Here is a 20,137-nt window from a genome sequence, read left to right on the forward strand (position 1 = left end):
CGCGCAAGCGCTATTTGCGACATCTGTCGCATGCGCTGAATCATTAGAATTCTTCCCACTCATCCCCTCCCGAACGCTGTTTCCCCGCCAGAGCTTGTGGCGCGCGGGGCGCCACTGCCCTGGCGGGAAGACGGGCCACCGCGCGCGCTGCCACCACGGGCGCGGGATGGCGCACGATGGGACGGGGAGCCAGCGCCGGAATGGCGTCCACCTGCGCTGTCGTGAACACGCTCACCGCATCGGCCAGACGGGCGGCCTGCTCCTGCATGGATTCCGCCGCTGCCGCAGCCTCTTCCACCAGCGCGGCGTTTTGCTGGGTCACCTGGTCCATTTCGCTGATCGCCTGGTTGACTTGCTCGATGCCGGCCCGCTGCTCGTCGCTGGCGGCCGAGATATGCCCGACAATGCTGCTGACCTTGTGCACGCTATCGACGATCTCGCGCATGGTGTGGCCCGCCTCGTCGACCAGGCGCGCGCCACTCTCCACCTGCGCCACCGAGTCGTTGATGAGAGCCTTGATTTCCCTGGCGGCACTGGCCGAACGTTGCGCCAGGTTGCGCACCTCGGTGGCGACGACCGCAAAGCCGCGCCCCTGCTCACCCGCCCGGGCCGCCTCGACGGCCGCGTTCAGGGCCAGGATATTCGTCTGGAAGGCGATGCCGTCGATCACGCCGATGATGTCGACGATCTTGCGCGACGAGTCGTTGATCGACCCCATGGTGTCCACCACTTGCGCCACCACTGCGCCGCCTTTGCCGGCCACGGCCGAGGCCGACGCCGCCAGGCCGTTGGCCTCGCTGGCATTCTGCGCGTTCTGCTGTACCGTGCTGGTCAGTTCCTCCATCGACGACGCCGTCTCTTCCAGGGAACTGGCCTGCTGTTCCGTGCGCGCGGACAAGTCGATATTGCCCGAGGCAATCTGGCGCGATGCCGTGGCGATGGCCTGCGTGCCGCCGCGCACTTCGGTGACGATGCGCAGCAAGCTGGTCGTCATGTCTTTCAATGCCTGCATCAGCTCGCCCGTCTCATCCTTTGAGCGCACTTCCACCTGCACCGTCAAGTCGCCCTGCGCCACCTGCCTGGCCACGTTGATCGCCGAGCGCAACGGCGTGCTGATGTTACGCGCCAGCCACCAGGCGATCATGGCGGCCAGGATCAGCGCCACCGCGCCGCCGCCCAACAAGGTCCAATGCGTCTGCGCCTGCAAGGCCGCCGCCGCTTCCGAGCGCCGCGCCAGCAGCGTCGTTTCCGCCTGGCCGATTTCGCCCAGCAGTGCCCGCATGCCATCCATGCCCTGCTTGCCCCGGCCCTCCTTCACCAGCGCCAGTACAGGCTCGATGGCGGCCGTGCCCTGCGCCACGGCACGCCGCATGGCGATCACGGGCTCGAGCGCGCCAGCCAGCCAGGCTTGCTTGGCAATATCGAGCTTCGCCAGGCGCTCCTGCTGAGCCCGGTTATCGATAGTCAAGGCGCGCGCCGTGGCCAGGTGCGTGCCAAACCCGGCCTGACCCGCCTTGTAGGGCTCCAACGATGCCTCCGCGCCCGTGATCACGTAGCCGCGCTGGCCTGTTTCCATGTTGATCAGGCTTTCCAGGATCGCACTGTTTTCGGCGAGTACCTGGTAAGTGTGGGTATTGATGGCATTGGCGTCGCCCAGCCGTGAGACATTCAGTGTGGCGACAGTGACCAGGGCGGCCAGCAACAGGACGATGGTGCCGAAACCGCCATACAGGCGGGTGGCGATGCGAAGATCGGCGATACGCATGATAATCCTCCAGGAATGAACACCCCGGCGCCACGGTGAGTCCCGCGCATGGAGTGCTGCAGGGAATAATAGGGAAGAACGACAATACGAAGCGCGCCCTTACTTTTCTTTACTTGCGGCATTGCAAACCTGAAACAAAACAGGCGCGTTTTTGCCATGCTGTTATACTTCGCGTGTGCGGCACATATGACCAGTCCCCTTGCCGCTGTCTTTCGACCCCTAATCTGATTGCCTGCGACTGGCGCCCCACGATGGCGACAGGCCGATCTCACAATAAAGTTACCATGTCCTTTTCCTCCCTCGGATTGTCCGACGCTATCGTACGTGCCGTTACCGAACACGGCTACACCGTGCCCACCCCGATTCAGTCGCAGGCGATTCCCGCCGTGCTGGCTGGCGGCGACTTGCTGGCCGGCGCACAGACCGGCACCGGCAAGACGGCCGGCTTCACCCTGCCCGTGCTGCACCGCCTGTCGACTGACGCGAATGGCGCGGCCATCACCAGCAACACTTCCACGCGCCCGATCCGCGCCCTGATCCTGGCACCGACGCGCGAACTCGCCGCGCAGGTCGAGGAAAGCGTGCGCACCTACGGCAAATACACCAAGCTGAACTCCACCGTGATCTTCGGCGGCGTCGGCATCAACCCGCAAATCAAGCAGCTCAAACACGGCGTCGACGTGCTCGTCGCCACGCCGGGCCGCCTGCTGGACCACATGGGCCAGGGCACGGTTGACCTGTCGAAAGTGGAAATCCTGATTCTCGACGAAGCCGACCGCATGCTCGACATGGGCTTCATCCGCGACATCAAGAAAGTACTGGCCGTGCTGCCGCCAAAACGCCAGAACCTGTTGTTCTCGGCCACGTTCTCGGAAGAGATCAAGGCCCTGGCCGACGGCTTGCTGAACAAGCCAGCCATGATCGAAGTGGCGCGCCGCAATTCGACCGTGGAAGTGATCAAGCAAAAGATCCATCCCGTCGACCGCGACAAGAAGCACCCGATGCTGTCCTACCTGATCAAATCGAACAACTGGACGCAAGTGCTGGTGTTTACGCGCACCAAGCATGGCGCCAATAAACTGGTCGAGCAGCTGGGCGCGGACGGCATTGGCGCCCTGGCCATCCACGGCAACAAGAGCCAGTCGGCGCGCACGCGCGCGCTGTCCGAGTTCAAGGATGGTACCTTGCAAGTGCTGGTCGCCACCGACATCGCCGCGCGCGGTATCGATATCGACCAGTTGCCGCACGTCGTCAACTACGACTTGCCGAACATTCCGGAAGACTATGTACACCGTATCGGCCGCACGGGCCGTGCCGGCGCCAAGGGCGAAGCCGTGTCGCTGGTCTGCGTGGATGAGCACGAAATGTTGAAAGACATCGAAAAGCTGATCAAGCAAACCCTGCCGCGCGAAGTCATCGAAGGCTTCGAGCCAGACCTGAACGCCCGCGCCCAGCCTGTGCAATTGCGCAGCGGCACCGGTGGTCATCGCAACAACAGCCGCGCGCCAGCAGGCGCCGTGGTGCGCGTGAAAACCGGCGGCAGCGGCGCCAAGCCACGCAGCGCCGGCCCAGCGGGCGGCGGTGGTGGCAACCGTAGCGGCAATGCGCCGCGTTCGGCAGCGAATCACCGTTCCGGCGGCCGCGGCCGCTAAACCGCGGCCTTAACGCTGCTGCGCGGGGCGCTATTGCGTTTGCCTTGCTCGCCGTACTCCAGTACGGCTGCGCGACTCGACGCAATATCACTGCCGCTCGCTACGCTTTCAGGCGGCGTTTGTCTTGATTAAAAAGACGATAAGACCGTTCCAGAACTTGCTTCTGGAACGGTTTTTTTATGCACGCCACCAATTGCCAATTTGGGCTAGGATAGTGCCTATCGTCCTCACCTGCGTGCTGCCATGCCGAACTTCGCTGCCAACCTCAGCATGATGTTTACCGAACTGCCCTTCCTGGACCGTTTTGCCGCCGCCAGGGAAGCGGGCTTCGATGCCGTCGAATTCCTGTTTCCCTATGCCGTCGAGGCGCGCCAGATCGCCATGCGGCTGGAACGCCACCACCTGCAACTGGCCGTGTTCAACTTTCCGCCCGGCGACTGGGAACATGGTGAACGGGGCATCGCCTGCGATCCTCGCCGGCGCGAGGAATTCCACAGCAACGTGCAACTGGCGCTCAACTATGCGCTAGCGCTGGGGGCGAAACAGTTGCACTGCATGGCTGGCATTGTGCCGCCCGGCATAAGCCAGGAGCGGGCGCGGCAATGCCTGATCGGCAACCTGCAATGTGCGGCCGACGCCTGCCGTCCACACGGCATCAACGTACTGATCGAGCCGATCAACCACTACGACATGCCCGCTTACTTTCTGAACCATAGCCAGCAGGCGGCCGACATCATCGCCGACTGTCAGCGCAGCAATATTTTCTTGCAATACGACATTTATCACATGCAGCGCATGGAAGGCGAACTGAGCAATACTATCCGCGCCCTGCTGCCCCTGATCCGCCACATCCAGATCGCCGACACGCCGGGCCGTCACGAACCGGGCACGGGGGAGATCAACTATCGCCACTTGTTCAAGCTGCTGGACCAGGTCGGCTACGCAGGCTGGGTCGGCTGCGAATACCGTCCCGCCAGCGATACCGTGGCCGGACTGGGCTGGCGAGAGCAATTGACGGGCACATCAAACATTGCGCGCGCGATAGGCAACTGATCGCAACGCGCTTGCGCCCGCACAAGGCGGGCAGCGCAGTGCGACACGACAATACCTTTCCATACAGTATTTACTGTCGAGAGGTGACGTGTTCGCCCTGCCCGCCCGCCATCGCCGCACCCTTTGCCTGCGCCTCTGCCTGGTTGCAGTCCTGTGCGGCTGCACCACTCCACGTACCGACCTCGCGCAAGTACGCGCCCTTGCCGCCGGCACCGATGCCCTGAACGCCTTCAGCGAACTGTCGCAACGCCACGTGGACAGCTACCAGCGCGCCCGTCCCTTTCTATCACCGGCCGAAGACGCGCGCGAACGGCTGCTCGATGCGCAGCGCCACGCCGCGCAAGCGGATGTCGCGCGCCTGACGCAAGCCGTGCGCCTGTACCTGCAGGCGCTGGGCCGGCTGGCGCAAGCCGATGCGTATGACGTGCAGCCCGAACTGGCTGGTGCTGGCGCCGCCATCCGCGCCTGGCCTGGCAGCGGCATCGACGACCGCCATGTCAGCGCCTACACCCTGTTGCTGCAGCAACTATCGCGCCTTGGCGGCGCGGCCAGCCAGCAGGCGCACCTGGCACAAGTGCTGCACGACGGCGACGCGCCGCTGCAAGCCCTGCTGGCCGCGCTCGACAACTTGCTGCTGCTGTACGACAAAAGCGGTGATAACGAGCGCGACATCGTGCTCGGCTTGCTGGACGTGGACATCGCGTATGCCGACACGCCGCAGCAGCGCCTGCTGGCCGTGCTGGCGAAAAACATGCAGCAAAGCAAAGCCGAGGAATATCGCCTGATTGGCCTGCGCCATACGCTGGCGCGCCGGAAACTGGCGGCACTGGGGCGCGAACACGCCCAGCTCGCTGCCGCCCTCACCACCACGGAGGCACGATGGACGGATCGCTAAGCAGCGAACGACGCGAAGCGGCTCTCAGCAGCGCCATGCGCGTCGAGCAACTGGCCGATAGCCTGTCGCAGGCGGCCATCACCCTGCATGGTGCCGTCATGCGCGCCATCCGCAAGCGCGCCAGCCAGGGAGAAAACGGTATCAGCCACAGCCAGGCACAGGCCGTCTTCGCCCTGGAAGTGGCACTGCGCCAGCAAGCCAACCAGCTGTATGCCGATGCCGCCGGGCATACGGTGGCCGGCCTGGAAACGGCGCAGCGCCACCTCAGCGGCCTGCTCGACACGGTGCGCCTGCGTATCGCCCGCAACGACGACGTGCGGCACTGGATCAGCCTGGCGACGAGCTTGTTGCACCTGGGCAGCGCCGTCCTCGCCGGCAATCCCGAGCGCATCCTCGGCACCCTGGGCAAGGTACGTGAGCGGTTGCAGGAGATGGCGCCGGACTGATTGAATTTGGCCGGCGAGCGCCTATACTGGGACGTCCCGGCCTGGCAATCGTGTCGGCGGGCCAACCAAAGGAGGCCAATATGCGTATCGAACCGTATTTGCAATTCAATGGAAATTGCGCGCAAGCGCTGGAATACTACCGCCAGCACCTGCATGGCGACAGGCTGTACCTGATGCCGTATCGGGGCTCGCCAGCCCAGGACCAAGTCAAGGAAGACTGGTACGACAAGATCATGCACGGCTCCGTGCAGTTGGGTCCCACCATGCTGATGGGCTCGGACGGTGGATGTACCGAAGATGGCGCCAAGGGCATGAGCGGCAGCGCCGTCTGCCTGACCCTCGACACGCCCGAGGAAGCGGAACAGGCCTTCAACGCGCTGGCGCGGGACGGCAATATCCAGATGCCGCTGGAGGAAACATTCTGGGCCAAGCGCTTCGGCATGCTGAAAGACCAGTTCGGCGTCGCCTGGATGGTCAACTGCCTGAAGGACCCAGCTTAGAACGGCCCATGCCTGCCTGCGTCGCGTCAAACGCGGCGCAGGTAGTGGCGCAAGCAGAGCTGCCAATCTTGGATTACCATGATGACAATAAGCTCTTACCGGGTGATGACCATGAATGGATTGCCGCAAGACCAGCTGCAGCACCTGCAAGGCGTGCTGGAGCAACGCAAGCTGGCGTTGCTGGAACAGATAGAGAACGAAGCGGCCGAAGCGGATGCGCGCGCCTCGCTGCTCAATGAAATCGAAGCCTCGCCGGCCGACAACGCCAGCGTGCGCACCTTGAACGACCTCGTCAGCGAAGCGGCCGAGCACAATCAGGCACAGCTGGCCATCATCAAGCACGCACTGGTCAAGGTTGCCGATGGCAGCTACGGCCTGTGCGACAACTGCGGCGAAGCCATTGGCCTGTCGCGTCTGAATGCGCGCCCCGAGGCGCTCCTGTGCATCGATTGCCAGACACGGCTGGAAAAAGCCCAGCGCTCGCCACCATGACTGCGCAACAACAAAGGGCAAGGCATCACTACCCTGCCCCCTGTTGTCTAGCAACTGCCATCCGTCTGTCCGCCAGCGTCTGTGTGCCGGCTGGGTGGACGGGTCTCCTCTACTGCCATTGCCCTGCTGCAAGCTGCACGCTTGCCTGACTCAGCTCGCCTGACTCAGCTTGCTTGACTCAGCTTGCTTGACTCAACTTGCTTGACTCGGCTTGATTAACTCATGTGCTGTCCGCCATTGATGGCGATGTTTGCGCCCGTGACGAACGCCGCCTCGTCCGACGCCAGGTAGGCCACCAGGGCCGCCACCTCGTCCGGTTCGCCCAGGCGACCCAGGGGAATTTGCGGCAAAATCTTCGTTTCCAGGATATCGGCTGGCACGGCCGTCACCATCTGCGTGCGCAGGTAGCCGGGCGAGACCGTGTTGACGGTGATGCCGTGGCGCGCCACTTCCAGCGCCAGCGCCTTGCTGAAGCCATGCACGCCCGCCTTGGCGGCCGCGTAGTTGCACTGGCCAAATGCGCCCTTCTGGCCATTCACGGACGAGATATTGATGATGCGGCCCCAGCGCTTGGCCAGCATCGGTTCGAGCACCTGCTTGCTCATGTTGAACAGGCTGTCGAGATTGGTGCGCATGACCTCGGCCCAGTGCGGCAATTCCATCTTGCGCATGCTCTGGTCGCGCGTGATGCCGGCGTTGTTGACCAGCACGTCGATGCGGCCAAACTGCGCCAGCACGCCTGCCACGGCTACGCTGCAGGCATCGAAATCGCTCACGTCGAGCGGCAAGGGATGAAAATAATACTGCTGCGCCTGTTGCTCGTCGAGCCAGCTTCCGACGCGCGCATTGCCAGGCGTGTGCGCCGCCACGACGGCAAAGCCCGCCGCATACAGCCGGCGGCACAAGGCCGTGCCCAGCCCACCCATGCCGCCTGTGACCAGCGCTACCTTCTGTTCCCTCATTGCTGTCCCTCCCCGCTTGTTATGGTTATTCTGCGTGGGATCAAGTGTAGGAGCAGTTCTTATCGCCAGCTTTGCGCCAGATCAAGTGCTCAGCCTGATGCAGTCGTGCGCGGCCGGCACCCCGGATTGTGCCAGAATGGCCACTACTGCACAGCGAGAGGCCAGGCCATGACGTATAAGACCGTATTGCTCCACATCGACGACAGCGCCGGGCGCGCAGCCCGCATCGAAACGGCCGCCAGCATCGCCCAAGCTTGCGGCGGCCACCTGACGGGCGTAGCGCTGACGGGCGTGTCGCGCCTGCTGTACCAGAACCAGCCCGACCTCGATGCCGACCCGAACCTGAGCTTGCACCTCAATTTCCTGCGCGAACGGGCCACGCGCGCCCTCGACGGTTTCGAACAACAGGTGCGCGCGGCCGGCGTCGCCTCGTTCGAACAGCGCGTGCTCGACGACGAGGCGGCGGGCGGCATCAGCCAGCTGGCCCGCTATGCGGACCTGGTCGTCATCAGCCAATACAATGCCAAGGATAAATCGCCGTCCGTGATGCGCGACTTTCCCGCCTATGTGCTGCTGCATTCGGGCCGCCCCGTGCTGATCGTGCCGTATGCGCCGCCGCTTCCCCTGCTGGCGCCGCCGGCGGCCGCGCGCAATGTGCTCATTTCCTGGAATGCCAGCAAGGAAGCGAGCCGCGCAGTGAGCGCCGCCCTGCCCCTGCTGCAGCGCGCGGGGCAAGTCCACGTAGCCATCTTCGATGCCCAGGTGCATGCCACCGAGCATGGCGAACAGCCGGGCGCCGAGCTGACGCACTACCTGGCGCGGCACGGCGTGGAGGCGCGCCTGCATTTGCTCGATGGCGGTGGCGTGCGGCGCGGCGATATCGGCGAAGCGCTGCTGTCGCAGGCGGCCGACCTGTCGGCCGATTTGCTGGTGATGGGAGCGTATGGCCATTCGCGCTTGCGCGAGACCATCCTGGGCGGCGTCACGCGCACGATACTGCAAAGCATGACGATCCCCGTGCTGATGGCGCACTAGGCCTTGGGAGAGACGGCAGGGCTAACCGCCCTGCCAGGGCTGGCTGCGGATCTTCGCCACCTGGCGCTGCGTCAGCCACTGCCACAGCTGCAGAGCGGCGTCCTGCGGCAGGGCTGACATATGGCGCGGACTGGCCAGGGCGATTTCGCAATCGCGGTCCGACCATTCCTCGAAAGTAACTTCGCCTCCGCTAGCGACCTCGACCTGATACATCAAGCCGTCGTCGTAGCCAAAGCGTAACAAGACAGCGGCCGGACTACCGTCCGGCGTGACGCCGCCGCGGTAGACTTCGGCCAGCGCATCGGCCAGCTGTGCCGGCGAGGGCGCGCAGATGTCGCGCCCATCGGCCCGTGTCAGAATGAACCATGCCTGTGTCATGACGCGACCTCCTATTCATACTCGTTAGCATGCGAGGCAAGTACTACAGGCAGTCACCTTGGTCCAGTGTCACTACGGGCGCGCGGAAACTATCCCTGTCGGCATTGATTACCAATACTAACAAGGATCATACCTAAAATTCGTACGGCGCGGCATTTAAGCATATTGCACGGCTGGTGCGCAGGCTCACGCCACCAGCACGGGAATGCTGAGCGGATCAAAGTCGTACCAGTCGCCATTGGCAATCGTGCCTTCCGCTTCCTCGATATGCTCGGCGCCCAGCCGGTGCATCACCTCGAGCGCCCGTTCGCGCTCGTCGAGGCCGCCCAGTGCCACGGCAATCAGCATGCCCGGATGGCGTGGCTGGCGGCGGTTTTCGCCGTTCTTGTCGCCATGCTTCTCGGATTCGCCCGCCTCCTTCATTTTATTGAAACTGTAGAGCGAGCCCACGTGGGCGCCCACCAGCGCTCCCACCACCGGGCCCAGCGGCCCCGTCGCCAGGGTGGCGGCCGCGCCGATGCCCGCGCCCACGGCGGCCCCGACGGCCACGCCTTCGACCACGCCCTCCGGCGTCTCTTTGGCCCCAGGCGACACGTCGCGGTCGCCGCCAAACGCGTGCAAGTCGTGCTGGCCCGGCTGGTTGACGAAGAAGGCGCTGATGCGGCTATCGGGAAAGCCCGCCTGGTTCAGGGCGGCGCGCGCGGCGTCTAGCTGCTCCTGCAACTGAAAATGACCTGCAATGATGCGTGACATGATACGGCCCTCCTGGTCGGCTGCGGGCGCACCATGCGCCACTCTTCTAGAGTGCGCTCACCGACAGCGAAATACCGTTCGCTTGCGCACACAGCCGATCATGCGGACACGCTGAACGGGCTGCGGATATCGGACAGGAACTGTTGGGCGCGCGCATGTTGCGGCCGCGCAAAGAACTCTTCGGGCGTGGCCCGCTCCAGCACTTGCCCGTGATCCATGAACCAGACGCGGTCCGCCACCTCGCGCGCGAAACCCATCTCGTGCGTGACGCATACCATCGTCATGCCGCCCTGCGCCAGGTCGCGCATCACTTGCAGCACCTCGCCCACCATTTCCGGGTCCAGCGCGCTGGTCGGTTCGTCGAACAGCATCAGCGGCGGCTGCATGGCCAGCGCGCGGGCGATGGCCACCCGCTGCAGCTGCCCGCCCGACAGGGCAGCCGGCATGGCGTGCGCCTTGTGCGCCAGCCCCACCCGTTCCAGCAGGGCCAGCGCCCGCTCTTGCGCTTCGCGCCGGCTGAGGCCGCGCAAGCGCTGCGGCGCCAGCGCGCAATTGTCCAGCACCGATAAATGGGGAAACAGGTTGAATTGCTGAAACACAAAACCGATGTGCGAACGCAAGGCATTCACGTCCAGCCCCGGAGCGTAAATGTCCTGGCCCGCCACCGTGATGCGGCCCGAGGCGATCGCCTCCAGACGGTTGATGGTGCGGATCAGGGTCGACTTGCCGGAACCGGACGGGCCGCACACGACCAGTACTTCGCCCTTGGCGACGTGTTCATTGATGCCGCTCAAGGCGTGATACTCGCCATAGTATTTATTGACGTTGTCAAAGCTAATCATGCTACCGCTTTCAAGAGTCGCGCCTGGCGCCGCTCGAGCCAGAAGGCGGCGCGCGACAGGCTGAAACACAAAACAAAATACGTCATGCCCAGCAGGAAATACACTTGCACGGGTTTCGTCAGCACCAGGCCATTGACTTGCGAGGCGATGAACGACACTTCGGCCAGGCCGATGATGGTACCGAGCGACGTTTCCTTGATCGTCGAGACGAACTGGTTGACCAGCGAGGGCAGCATGTGGCGCAGCGCCTGCGGCAACACCACCGAGCGCATGCTGTCCCGGTAGTTCAAGCCCAGCGAACGGGCCGCCTCCACCTGCCCCTTGGGCACGGCTTGCACGCCGGCGCGCACGATCTCGGCCAGGTAAATACCGTCGAAGATGACGAGGGCCGCCAGCATGGTGCCGAACTGCCCGCTTTCGTGGCCGGTGATGCTGGGCAGGAAGAAATATGCCCAGAAGATCACCAGCAGCAAGGGGATGCCCCGCACCACGTGGATCAGCGCGGCGACAGGCCAGCGCAACAATCGCCAGGGACTCAGGCGCGCCAGCCCCAGCAGCAGGCCGAAGGGCAAGCTGAGCACCAGCGCCAGGCTGGCCAGCAGCACCGTCAGCGCCAAACCGCCCAGCGGCCCCTCGGGATAGCGTCCCACGAGAAAATACAGCCAGTAGTCCTGCAACAGTTCCAGCATCAGGACACCTTCCTTTGCAGCAAGGCTGCCAGGCCGGCGATCACCAGGGAGACGAGCAGGTAAGCCACGCTGGCGAAGACGAACGCCTCGACGCTGCGGAACGAGGCCGCTTCCACGCGCTGCGTCTGGTACATCAGCTCGGCCACGCCGATGACGGTGGCGATGCTGGTGTTTTGCCACAGGTTCAGGGTTTGCGACAGCAACGGCGGCGCGGCCAGGCGCAGCGCCTGCGGCAGGATGCACAGGCGCATGGTGGCGAGAAAACTGAAACCCAGCGCCCGGCCCGCCTCGAATTGCTGGACAGGAATGGCGCGGATACCGCTGCGGATGTCTTCCGCCATGTAGGCGGCCGTGTATAAAGTCAGGGCAGTGACGGCGCTGACGGCTTCGATATTGCCGGCATACAAGCGCTCCTTCCACGTGTCGGGCAGCAGTTCTGGTGCGCCGAAGTACCAGAACAGGAAGTGCGCCAGCAAGGGCACGTTGCGGATCAGCTCGACATACGCGGCGCCCAGGGCATTGAGCAGGCGCGACGGGGCGAGGCGCAGCATGGCGACACCGCACGCCAGCGGCAGGGCCAGCAGCAAGGTGATGCCCATCAGGTGCAATGACAGCAGCAAGCCGGAAACCAGCCAGTCGCGGTAGTCGCCGGACAGCAAAAAGTTCAGATCAAACATGCGGAAGAGTCAGGCGAGGTTCAGGCGTCGATCTTGTCCGATTCGATCTTGAATGTGCGTTTTTGAAATTTCACATTGCTGGTCGGGCCATACCATTTGAAAAACAGTTTTTCTGCCTCGCCCGATTTTTCCAGCCCGCGCAGCACCTGGTCGACGGCTGTTTTCACGCCCGTCTCGCCCTTGCGGATGCCGAAGGCAAACACTTCCTGACTGATGTTTTGCGGCAGCACAAGATAATCCTTTTGCGCGGCGCCCAGCTTGGCGTAATTATTCAGCAGCGAGACTTCATCGTCGACATAGCCGACGCCCTTGCCTTGCTGCAAGCCCAGATAGGCCTGGCCCGCCGTCTCGAACGTCACCACGTCCACGCCGGGCACGGCCTTGCGGATATTCGGTTCCTGCGTGCCGCCCTTGACGGTCAGCACTTTCTTGCCGGCCAGGCCCGCGACCGTCGTGATATTGCTGCTTTTTTTGACCAGCACGCGCTGGCCCGTGTAAAACGTGGAGAGGGAAAAGTCGATCAAGGCTTCACGTTCCTTGTTGTGCGTCAGGGACGCTGTCAGGATATCGATGCGACCCTGCTGCAATTCGGGGATGCGGGCAGCCACGGCCAGCTGCTTGATCACCGGTTTGACACCGAGGCCCTGGGCGATGGCGCGGCACAGGTCCACTTCATAGCCGACCAGCTGGCGCGACTTGGCGTCGATGAAACTGTTCGGCTCGTCCGTTCCCAGGGTGCCGCAGACCAGCTCGCCCTTCGCCTTGATGGCGGCCAGCTGGTCCGCTTGCGCCACTTGCGTGAAGGCGATGGAGGTGAAAAGAAGCGCGGCGAAGTGAAGACGGGTCTGCATGGAATTCCTCTGGTGGATAACGAATGCCGCCATTAGACCGCGGCGCGCTTATTTCCAAAAAGGAATCTTTTCACCCATGTTTATGCAGAATTCATCTAAGGCGCCAGCGCCTTCGTCTCGCCACCGAGGCGAATGATTGCCGCCCTGGCGCCCACAGCGCCCGGATAGCGGGGATCGAGCTGCAGCGCCTGGCGATACGCTGCTACCGCCTGCGGGCGCAAGCCTTGCTCGACATAAAACTCGGCCAGGCTGTCCTGCAGATTCGCATCGCGCGGATGCAGGCTGGCGGCCGCCTGCAGCACGGCCATGCCTTGTGCCACGGCGCCGCTGCCTTTCAAGCGGTAAGCTTCCAGGTTCAGCGCCGCCGGACTGGCCGCACCCAGCGGATCGCGGGCCAGCGCCAGGCGCAGGGCGGCAAGGGCCGGTTCCCGCTTGCCGGCGCCCAGCAAGGTCAAGCCCTGCAGCGCATGTGCGCGATCGCTGAGCGGATACAGCTCCACTGCCAGGCGGCTGGCCGCCAGCGCCGATTCCGCCTCGCCGCGCCCGGCCGACGCTTGCGCCAGTTCTTGCAGCTCGGGCACGAAATCGGGATAGGCGCGCTGGCCGTGGAAGGCCGCACGCAGCTGCCTGTCGATTGCGGCGATGGAGGCGGAGGCGGGTGCAGGTGCGGCCGGCCAGGCGATGGCGGACGTGCGGTCCCAACTGGCGGCCAGGGCCACGATGGCTTGCTCGAAGGCGGGGTCAAAACGGGGCAAGGTGCCGGCCGCTTTGCTTCGCGACAACAGGACATAGTCGCGCGCAAACGCCAGCGCGCCACCGCGCGAATAGGTGTCCAGGTCAATGCCCGACTGGCGCAGCGCCTCGGCCATGCTGGCGCCGGCCGCCAGGAAGACTCTCCCGCCGGCGGGATGGCGGGCCGCCTCGATGAAGGGGCGCGCCACAGTGGCGTCCGGCGCCAGCGCTTGCCCGTTGATTTGCGTAAAGGCTAGGCGCGTGGCGGCCGCATCGGCATAAGGTTCATGCGTGCGCTCGGCGTGCGCCCTGCCCTCCTCGAACAGGCCCTGCGCCACCTGGTAAGCGCGCTGCGCGCCCGCGTCGGCGATATACGTTTTCAGCTGCCACGGCTCGCCCGTGACCACCTCGAACAGGCGCTGCACGAACGCTTCCGGATTGACGCGCTCGAGATTGGCGGCGACGGCAATGGTGAGCTTGCGCGAGGGAAAACTGTACAGATAGGTGACGGTTTCCGGCTGCTGGCCGCTATGGGCGATGGCGTAGCGCCCACCCGTGGGGAAGATTTCCCAGCCCATGCCATAGTGCGTCAAGCGGCCGGCGCGCGTGGCCATCGGCTGCACCATGGCGGCCACGCTGGCCGCCGACAGTATCTTGCCTGCATGGACTCCCCTGCCGAACGCCAGCATGTCGGGCACGCTTGCGCGTGTGCCGCCGGCCGAAAAGCGGCTGCTGATGTCGACGAATTCGGAATTCTTCAACTCTTTACCGGCCAGCCGGTAGCCGCGCACGCGATGGGCGATCACGGCGTCCGGGTCATCCAGCACGGTGGCATCCATGCCCAGCGGCCCCCACACATGGCGCCGCATGTAGCCGCCATAGCTTTCGCCCGAGGCGCCCTCGATGACGGCGCCCAGCAAGTTGTAGCCATAGCTGGTGTAGCGGAAGCGCGTGCCCGGTTCGGCGATCAGGTCGAACTGCTCGAACACGGCGATGGACTGGCGCGTATCCTTGTGCTCCTTGAAATGCTGTTCCACCTGGCTATTGCGGTAGGCATCGATGCCGCCCAGGTGGCCCAGCAGCTGGCGCACCGTCACGGGGAACGGTTTGACGGGGAAGTACGGCACATAGGTTTGCACGGGCGCATCCAGGTCGACCTTGCCCTGTTCGACCAGTTGCAAAATGGCTACCGCCGTCATGGGCTTGGTGACGGACGCCAGCCGGTAGCTGGAGCGGGCCGTGGCCGGCACGCGGTTTTCCAGGTCGGCATAGCCGTAACCCTTCACCCATTCCACGTCGCCCTGGCTGAAACCGACGGTCACGCCCGGCAAGCGCTGCGTGGCCATGCGCTGGGCCGCCCAGCCGTCGAAGTCCGCCAGGCGCGCGGCCAGAGCGGGGGCAGGTTCGGAAGCGGCCTGCGCCACGCCGCACAATAGCGCCAGTGCGCCGGCGAAACCGTAATGTTTGCTGCTTTGCATAGTCAATCATTCCTGGTGAGGGCCGCGTCCACCACGCGGCGCTGATGCATGGTAAGTGTCTTTTACACATTTTTGGCGGGCGGTGCACGAAATGCACTTGCCCCGCACGAACGGCACCGAAGTTGATGAAAATGTTGCAAAGGGGTCGCAAATGAGCAGCTACAATGCCCGCCATGCCCTCTTACTTCCACTACCTGCTGCGGTACTGCCTCGCTTGCTGCCTGGCCTTGCCCACCTTTGCCTGCGCCATGCAGCCGCTATGGCTGGACGAAGGCTGGCGCACTTGCGGCAACACACCATCTGCGCCAGCCGCCTCACTGCAGCAGCTGGTCCGGCCGGGCCAGCTGCTGTGCGTCGAGCGCGACGTCACCCTGGCCGCCACGCCATCGTCGACGCAGCTGCTGGTACTGTCCGCGCTGACTTCCAGCGAGCTGTGGCTGGATGGCGTATTGATCGGCAGCAATGGCCAACCGGCCCGTCAGGCCAGCGGGGAACGTGCGGGTGACATCGATTTCGCCATCCACCTGACGCCACAGCAGCTGACCGCCGGCAAGCACCACCTGCGCCTGCTGTTATCGACGCAGCAGGTGCCGGCGCACCTGGCGTCGCCATTTTATGCGCTGTACCTGGTCGACCGGCAAGACTACCGCGCGGGGCTGGCCTGGTACCGGCTGCCGCCGCTGCTGCTGGCCGGGGCGCTGGGCGCCGTCGCCCTGCTCTTCCTGGCCTTGACGGTGCTGTACCAGCGGCAACGGCACTGGTCCATGTTTTCCGCGCTGTGCCTGGTGGCGGCGCTGCTGCTGGTGGTGGAGATCTGGCGCAGCTTGACCGGCTATGCCTATCCCTGGCACTTGCCGCGCCTGTATGCCGTCAGCGCCCTGACCTGGCTGTTTTCCGCCTTGCTGCCCCTGTATTTTTATACGGCCTGGCGCCTGCCGCGCTGGCCCCTGGCGGCGGCAGTGCTGCTGGCATGCATCGCGCTGGCCGGCGCGCTGCCCGCGCATTTCGACGCGCGCTGCTGGCTGATGTTTCTGACGGGCCTGGCAGCGAGCCTGGCGCTCAACCTGCTTGCCCTGTGGCGCCGCCTGCCGGGCAGCCGCGGCGGCGCGCTGATCGCGCTGGCCTCGTGTGCCCTGTTTCTGTTGACGGGCAGCCAGTTTGCCGAAGGCGGCTTCGCCCTCGTCGTGTGCTTTTTGCTGCTGCCCCTGTGCGCGCAATTGCTGGCACAGCTGTTGCACGAACGTAGCAAGGCGGCGCGCGCCCAGCAACTGGAAAACCAGCTCTTGCGCAAAAGCATGCAACCGCATTTCCTGATGAATTCCCTCAGCCTGATCAGCGAACTCAATGCGCAGTCGCCGCAGGCGGCCGAAACCTTCATCGAGGCGCTGGGCGCCGAGTTGCGCATGCTCAACGAGTTTGCCCAGCAGCCCAGCATTGCCCTGACGCAGGAATTGGCCCTGTGCGAGAATTACCTGAGCATCATGGGCACGCGGCTGCAGCAGCCGTGCCGTTTGCAGTTCGATGGCGAGGCGGCGGGCATCACCGTGCCGCCCGCCATGCTGCTGACGGCGCTGGAAAATGCGTTCAGCCACAACCGCTACCGCCAGGGTGCCCTGTTTGTCCTGCACATTGCCAGGCTTGCGCAGACGCAAGTACTTACCCTGATCTTGCCCGAAGGCGAGGCGCGCCCGCATGCGGGCAGCGGCGTGGGTGAACAGTACATCCGCGCCAGCCTGCATGCCGTCTTCGGCGATGCCGCAAGCTATGCCAGCGGATATGCCAGCAAACAACAGCCAGCAGGCTGGCGCCTCACCTTCACCTTGCCGGTGACACCATGCATGTCTTGATACTGGAAGATGAACCGCTGATCGCGCAAGGCCTGGAACGCGAGGTGCGCGCGCATTTCGGCGCACGCCTGGCGGCGCTGGCGCTACATGACAATGTGGAACAGGCGCTGGCCGCCTTGCGGCAGCATGACTATGACTTGTTGCTGCTGGACTTGCACCTGCACGGCGCGGACGGCTACGACTTGCTGCGCCAGGTCCAAAAAGCCCCGTTCCAGACCATCATCGTCTCGGCCCACGCAGAACGCTCTATCACCGCGTTCGAATTTGGCGTACTCGACTTCGTCGCCAAGCCTTTCAGCCGCGAGCGCCTGCACAAGGCGCTGCAACGTTATACCGGGCGGCACACGGAAGCGGCCTCGCTGGCCGTCAAGAAACGGGGCGCGCTGGAATGGATCGCCATGGCAGACATCGACCACGTGCAAGCCGATGGCCACTACAGCAATATCGTGCTGCGCAGCGGCGAGCACTGCTTTCACGACTTGCCTATCGACAAGCTCATGGCCTTGCTGCCGCCCCACTTCCTGCGCGTGCACCGCTCCTACATCGTCAACAGCCTGGGTTTCAAGCGGCTGCAGATCGCCGCGGGCGGAAAATACGCGCTCGACACGCAGACCAGCACGGGCATCCCCGTGTCGCGCAGCAGCTATCCGGCGCTGAAACAGCGGCTGCTGGGCTGAAATGCAGGCCGGCTACCAATGCTGGGCAAAGTTGGGAAATGGCGAAGCCATGTGCTCGGCTTCCACGGGCGGCGCCATCCAGTCGCGCGGGTCGACCTTGTAGTATTGCAAAAATTGCGCATACAGCTCTGCATGGTGCTCGGCCATCTGGTAGGGCTTTTCAAAAAAGGTTTCCGTGGCCACGGCAAAGAATTCGGCGGGATTGGTGGCGCCGTAATGGTCCATCACGCTTTGCTGCTGAACCATGGCGTCGTGGCGCAGATTGTCGAAGTCGCGCGACAGCACCGTGGCCCAGCTGCGGTAGCTGGACACGCTGGGCAGGTAAGGCGCGCCATTCGCGGCGCCCGATTCACTGTCGAGCTGGTGGGCGAATTCATGCAACACCACATTGTGGCCATCAGTCCAGTCGGCGGCCCCGCGCTGCACGTGGTCCCAGGCCAGCACCACGCGGCCATCGCCCCAGGATTCGCCCAATAAACCATTCGCCGATGGCGTCACCACGCCGCCCGGCCCCACTTCATTGCGCGTGACAATGAATTCCGTGGGATACACAAGGATGGTGTCGAGTTCAGGATACACCTGCGTCTGACGATTCAGCAGCAGCAGGCAGGCCTGGCCGGCGATGGTGTAGCGCATCTCATCGGTGATCTCCAGGCCGCCACAGCCGACGAATTTCTTCTGGTACAGGAATTGCACGACGAGACGGCGCAATTGTTCCTGCAGCGGCGCCGGCATGTGCGCATACACGGGAATATTCTTTTCCAGCACGGCCAGGCCTTCGGGCGGCAAGGGCCTGGCCAGGGCACGCCTCAAACGCCAGCGGGGGAACCACAGCGAAAAGACGATGGCGGCCGTGACGAGGACGATCCATAGCAGCGGATTCATGGGACGGCCCGCTTCAGGACAAGGAGGGAAATGAGACCAAGGGAAACGGCGTAGGCAGACAAGGACAAGCTCCTTCGAATGAACCCGCATCGGGACGGGCGGGCAGTCCAGCCCACATGGGGTTGATTAACTTCTTTTCAATCCGCCAAGATCAAAGGGCCTGGTCCAACGCCAAAAGCCGGGGCTTAACCCGGCTTTCAACATGCTTCCGATAATGCACACGACAAGCATCAGGCCCGCCAGCCGCCGCGCGGCCAGTCAGGCGCAATATTGTTTACTCTGCAGCCTTCTGCTGAGGCGCACCAAACAGGGCGGCAACCAATGGATCGCGCGTCACGGGACCGCGGTTGACGCGGATGGCGTAATGCGTGTCATCGGCCAGGATGTGGAAGTGGCGGCCGCTGCCAGCCATGCTTTGCTCGCGCAGGCCGGGACGATCCTTGCGCGGTGGCGCGCCTTCGCGTTTTGGCTGGACGATAGCGGCCAGGAAAGCACGCACGCGCTCTGGATCTGGCGTCAGCTGGTACACTGCCTTGCCCAGATAAGTGGCGGTGCCTTCGATGTAGCGGGCCAGTTCGATCACGCCCGCTTCGCGCAGGTCGCGGATGTATTTGCGGGCACCCGATGGCGAAAACTTGAGGAACCAGGCGATTTCATCGGCCAGCATCTCGTGCAGCGACAGTTCGCCGATCAGTTTTTGCATGTTTTCGATGCGGCGCAGGGTGGCCGACGTCGAACGCACGCGCTCTATCGGTGCCATGGAAATGGGATTCATGCGCTCCGGGGGGATGGGTGCTGCGCGTTCTACCATTTGCGAGCCTTTTTCGGGGCTACGAAGTTCCTGGTGCGCTGCCTTTAATTCGCTCTTCACGTGAGACTGAGTCATTGCATGCATTTGAATACTCCTTTTAAACGATTGCCGGTAGCCCGGATTGTTAAGTTCTTGGCAATTTTTATACCAGAACACCACGAATCCTGAGCGTCTGGGCACAGAATGCCACCCTGCTCTTCCTTGGTCTGTGCGTTAACGAACATTAGAAGCAAGAAAGTGAAAAATATTTCCCTACTGAATTATTTCCATACGACATCTAAACACGGTGACATTTCTGCGTTCATGGTGAAGTAGCGAACAGATGCGTCGACAATCTTGCAATAAATTTAAGCTTCGCGCGCGGCGCCGCCGCCCGCATCGCGAACCTTCGACTCTTGCAAAGGAAACATCATGAAAATACCTGCCCTGTTGGCCTCCGCCTTGCTCGTCACCCTGTCCGCCTGTAAAAAACCGGCAGAAGCGCCGCTACCCGAAACGGCGCCCAACCCCACGTCCGCCCCACAAGTGATGCCTGCTCCCGTGACCCCGGCCATGCCGGAGACGGGTCCCGGCCACGTGACACCGCCCGCGCCGCTGACCGATCCGGCCACCGCGCCAGCACTGCCGCCCGCCACCACGCCAAAATAAGTCAGACGAGGGCCGCCAGACGGCGATCCCGCAGGCGCCCGCGCGGCGCCGCCCCTACTCCTCGGGGGA

General features: G+C 63.8%; 21 protein-coding genes. 10 read left to right on the forward strand and 11 right to left on the reverse strand.

Annotation, left to right across the window (positions count from 1 at the left end; all coding sequences use genetic code 11):
• Positions 1–43: 43 nt before the first annotated feature.
• On the reverse strand, positions 44–1,765 hold the full coding sequence (locus C8C89_RS23030) for a methyl-accepting chemotaxis protein (protein WP_133992751.1): 1,722 nt from the start codon (positions 1,763–1,765) through the stop codon (positions 44–46).
• A 284-nt stretch (positions 1,766–2,049) separates the two neighbouring features.
• On the opposite strand from C8C89_RS23030, the gene C8C89_RS23035 reads away from it, so the two are divergent.
• The 6 genes from C8C89_RS23035 (at position 2,050) to C8C89_RS23060 (ending at position 6,803) form a co-directional block, all read left to right on the forward strand.
• Positions 2,050–3,417 carry a DEAD/DEAH box helicase gene (locus C8C89_RS23035; protein WP_101480393.1) on the forward strand — a complete coding sequence of 456 codons (1,368 nt, stop codon included), beginning with the start codon at positions 2,050–2,052 and terminating at the stop codon, positions 3,415–3,417.
• A gap of 243 nt (positions 3,418–3,660) precedes the next feature.
• Positions 3,661–4,470 (forward strand): 2-oxo-tetronate isomerase, encoded by an 810-nt coding sequence (otnI, locus tag C8C89_RS23040; RefSeq protein WP_133992753.1) that lies wholly within the window; start codon positions 3,661–3,663, stop codon positions 4,468–4,470.
• A gap of 88 nt (positions 4,471–4,558) precedes the next feature.
• Complete coding sequence (locus C8C89_RS23045) at positions 4,559–5,365, forward strand: hypothetical protein (RefSeq protein ID WP_101480391.1); 807 nt, start codon at positions 4,559–4,561, stop codon at positions 5,363–5,365.
• A complete protein-coding gene (locus tag C8C89_RS23050; RefSeq protein ID WP_101480390.1) occupies positions 5,350–5,811 on the forward strand; it encodes a hypothetical protein in 462 nt (153 codons plus the stop codon). The genes C8C89_RS23045 and C8C89_RS23050 overlap by 16 nt, the downstream gene beginning before the upstream one ends.
• An 80-nt stretch (positions 5,812–5,891) precedes the next feature.
• Positions 5,892–6,311, forward strand: a complete 420-nt coding sequence (locus C8C89_RS23055; protein WP_101480389.1) for a VOC family protein — start codon at positions 5,892–5,894, stop codon at positions 6,309–6,311.
• A 78-nt stretch (positions 6,312–6,389) separates the two neighbouring features.
• Positions 6,390–6,803, forward strand: a complete 414-nt coding sequence (locus C8C89_RS23060; protein WP_243858197.1) for a TraR/DksA family transcriptional regulator — start codon at positions 6,390–6,392, stop codon at positions 6,801–6,803.
• A gap of 215 nt (positions 6,804–7,018) precedes the next feature.
• Here C8C89_RS23060 and phbB read toward each other — a convergent pair whose 3' ends face one another.
• Complete coding sequence (gene phbB / locus C8C89_RS23065; RefSeq protein ID WP_101480387.1) at positions 7,019–7,765, reverse strand: acetoacetyl-CoA reductase; 747 nt, start codon at positions 7,763–7,765, stop codon at positions 7,019–7,021.
• Positions 7,766–7,933: 168 nt separating this feature from the next.
• Between phbB and C8C89_RS23070 the strand changes: the two genes are divergently transcribed.
• On the forward strand, positions 7,934–8,800 hold the full coding sequence (locus C8C89_RS23070) for a universal stress protein (RefSeq protein WP_101480386.1): 867 nt from the start codon (positions 7,934–7,936) through the stop codon (positions 8,798–8,800).
• Positions 8,801–8,821: 21 nt separating this feature from the next.
• On the opposite strand, the gene C8C89_RS23075 is transcribed toward C8C89_RS23070, so the two are convergent.
• The 7 genes from C8C89_RS23075 to C8C89_RS23105 form a co-directional block, all read right to left on the reverse strand.
• Positions 8,822–9,178: a hypothetical protein gene (locus C8C89_RS23075; RefSeq protein WP_101480385.1), complete on the reverse strand. Its 357-nt coding sequence runs from the start codon at positions 9,176–9,178 to the stop codon at positions 8,822–8,824.
• 186 nt (positions 9,179–9,364) lie between these two features.
• On the reverse strand, positions 9,365–9,931 hold the full coding sequence (locus C8C89_RS23080) for a glycine zipper domain-containing protein (protein WP_133992754.1): 567 nt from the start codon (positions 9,929–9,931) through the stop codon (positions 9,365–9,367).
• 98 nt (positions 9,932–10,029) lie between these two features.
• A complete protein-coding gene (locus tag C8C89_RS23085) occupies positions 10,030–10,773 on the reverse strand; it encodes an amino acid ABC transporter ATP-binding protein (protein WP_133992756.1) in 744 nt (247 codons plus the stop codon).
• Entirely contained in the window at positions 10,770–11,462 is a 693-nt protein-coding gene (locus tag C8C89_RS23090; RefSeq protein ID WP_133992758.1) for an amino acid ABC transporter permease, read from the reverse strand. The genes C8C89_RS23085 and C8C89_RS23090 overlap by 4 nt, the downstream gene beginning before the upstream one ends.
• On the reverse strand, positions 11,462–12,139 hold the full coding sequence (locus C8C89_RS23095) for an amino acid ABC transporter permease (RefSeq protein ID WP_133992760.1): 678 nt from the start codon (positions 12,137–12,139) through the stop codon (positions 11,462–11,464). Before C8C89_RS23095 ends, C8C89_RS23090 begins: the two co-directional genes overlap by 1 nt.
• Before the next feature lie 20 nt (positions 12,140–12,159).
• On the reverse strand, positions 12,160–12,990 hold the full coding sequence (locus tag C8C89_RS23100; protein ID WP_101480380.1) for a transporter substrate-binding domain-containing protein: 831 nt from the start codon (positions 12,988–12,990) through the stop codon (positions 12,160–12,162).
• A 95-nt stretch (positions 12,991–13,085) separates the two neighbouring features.
• A complete protein-coding gene (locus tag C8C89_RS23105) occupies positions 13,086–15,200 on the reverse strand; it encodes a serine hydrolase domain-containing protein (RefSeq protein WP_133992762.1) in 2,115 nt (704 codons plus the stop codon).
• A gap of 164 nt (positions 15,201–15,364) precedes the next feature.
• On the opposite strand from C8C89_RS23105, the gene C8C89_RS23110 reads away from it, so the two are divergent.
• Both C8C89_RS23110 and C8C89_RS23115 read left to right on the forward strand, forming a co-directional pair.
• A complete protein-coding gene (locus C8C89_RS23110; RefSeq protein ID WP_133992764.1) occupies positions 15,365–17,047 on the forward strand; it encodes a sensor histidine kinase in 1,683 nt (560 codons plus the stop codon).
• The gene (locus C8C89_RS23115) at positions 17,035–17,724 is read left to right on the forward strand and encodes a LytTR family DNA-binding domain-containing protein (protein WP_101480377.1); all 690 of its coding nucleotides are present in this window, start codon (positions 17,035–17,037) and stop codon (positions 17,722–17,724) included. The genes C8C89_RS23110 and C8C89_RS23115 overlap by 13 nt, the downstream gene beginning before the upstream one ends.
• A 12-nt stretch (positions 17,725–17,736) precedes the next feature.
• On the opposite strand, the gene C8C89_RS23120 is transcribed toward C8C89_RS23115, so the two are convergent.
• Together C8C89_RS23120 and C8C89_RS23125 are read right to left on the reverse strand one after the other, a co-directional pair.
• A complete protein-coding gene (locus C8C89_RS23120) occupies positions 17,737–18,609 on the reverse strand; it encodes a M90 family metallopeptidase (protein ID WP_101480376.1) in 873 nt (290 codons plus the stop codon).
• A 274-nt stretch (positions 18,610–18,883) separates the two neighbouring features.
• The gene (locus C8C89_RS23125; RefSeq protein ID WP_010396453.1) at positions 18,884–19,384 is read right to left on the reverse strand and encodes a winged helix-turn-helix domain-containing protein; all 501 of its coding nucleotides are present in this window, start codon (positions 19,382–19,384) and stop codon (positions 18,884–18,886) included.
• A gap of 447 nt (positions 19,385–19,831) precedes the next feature.
• Between C8C89_RS23125 and C8C89_RS23130 the strand changes: the two genes are divergently transcribed.
• Positions 19,832–20,068, forward strand: coding sequence for a hypothetical protein (locus C8C89_RS23130; RefSeq protein WP_133992766.1), 237 nt, complete (start codon positions 19,832–19,834; stop codon positions 20,066–20,068).
• The last annotated feature ends 69 nt before the right edge of the window (positions 20,069–20,137 follow it).

This window comes from Janthinobacterium sp. 75, from assembly GCF_004365495.1.
Lineage (GTDB): Bacteria > Pseudomonadota > Gammaproteobacteria > Burkholderiales > Burkholderiaceae_D > Janthinobacterium.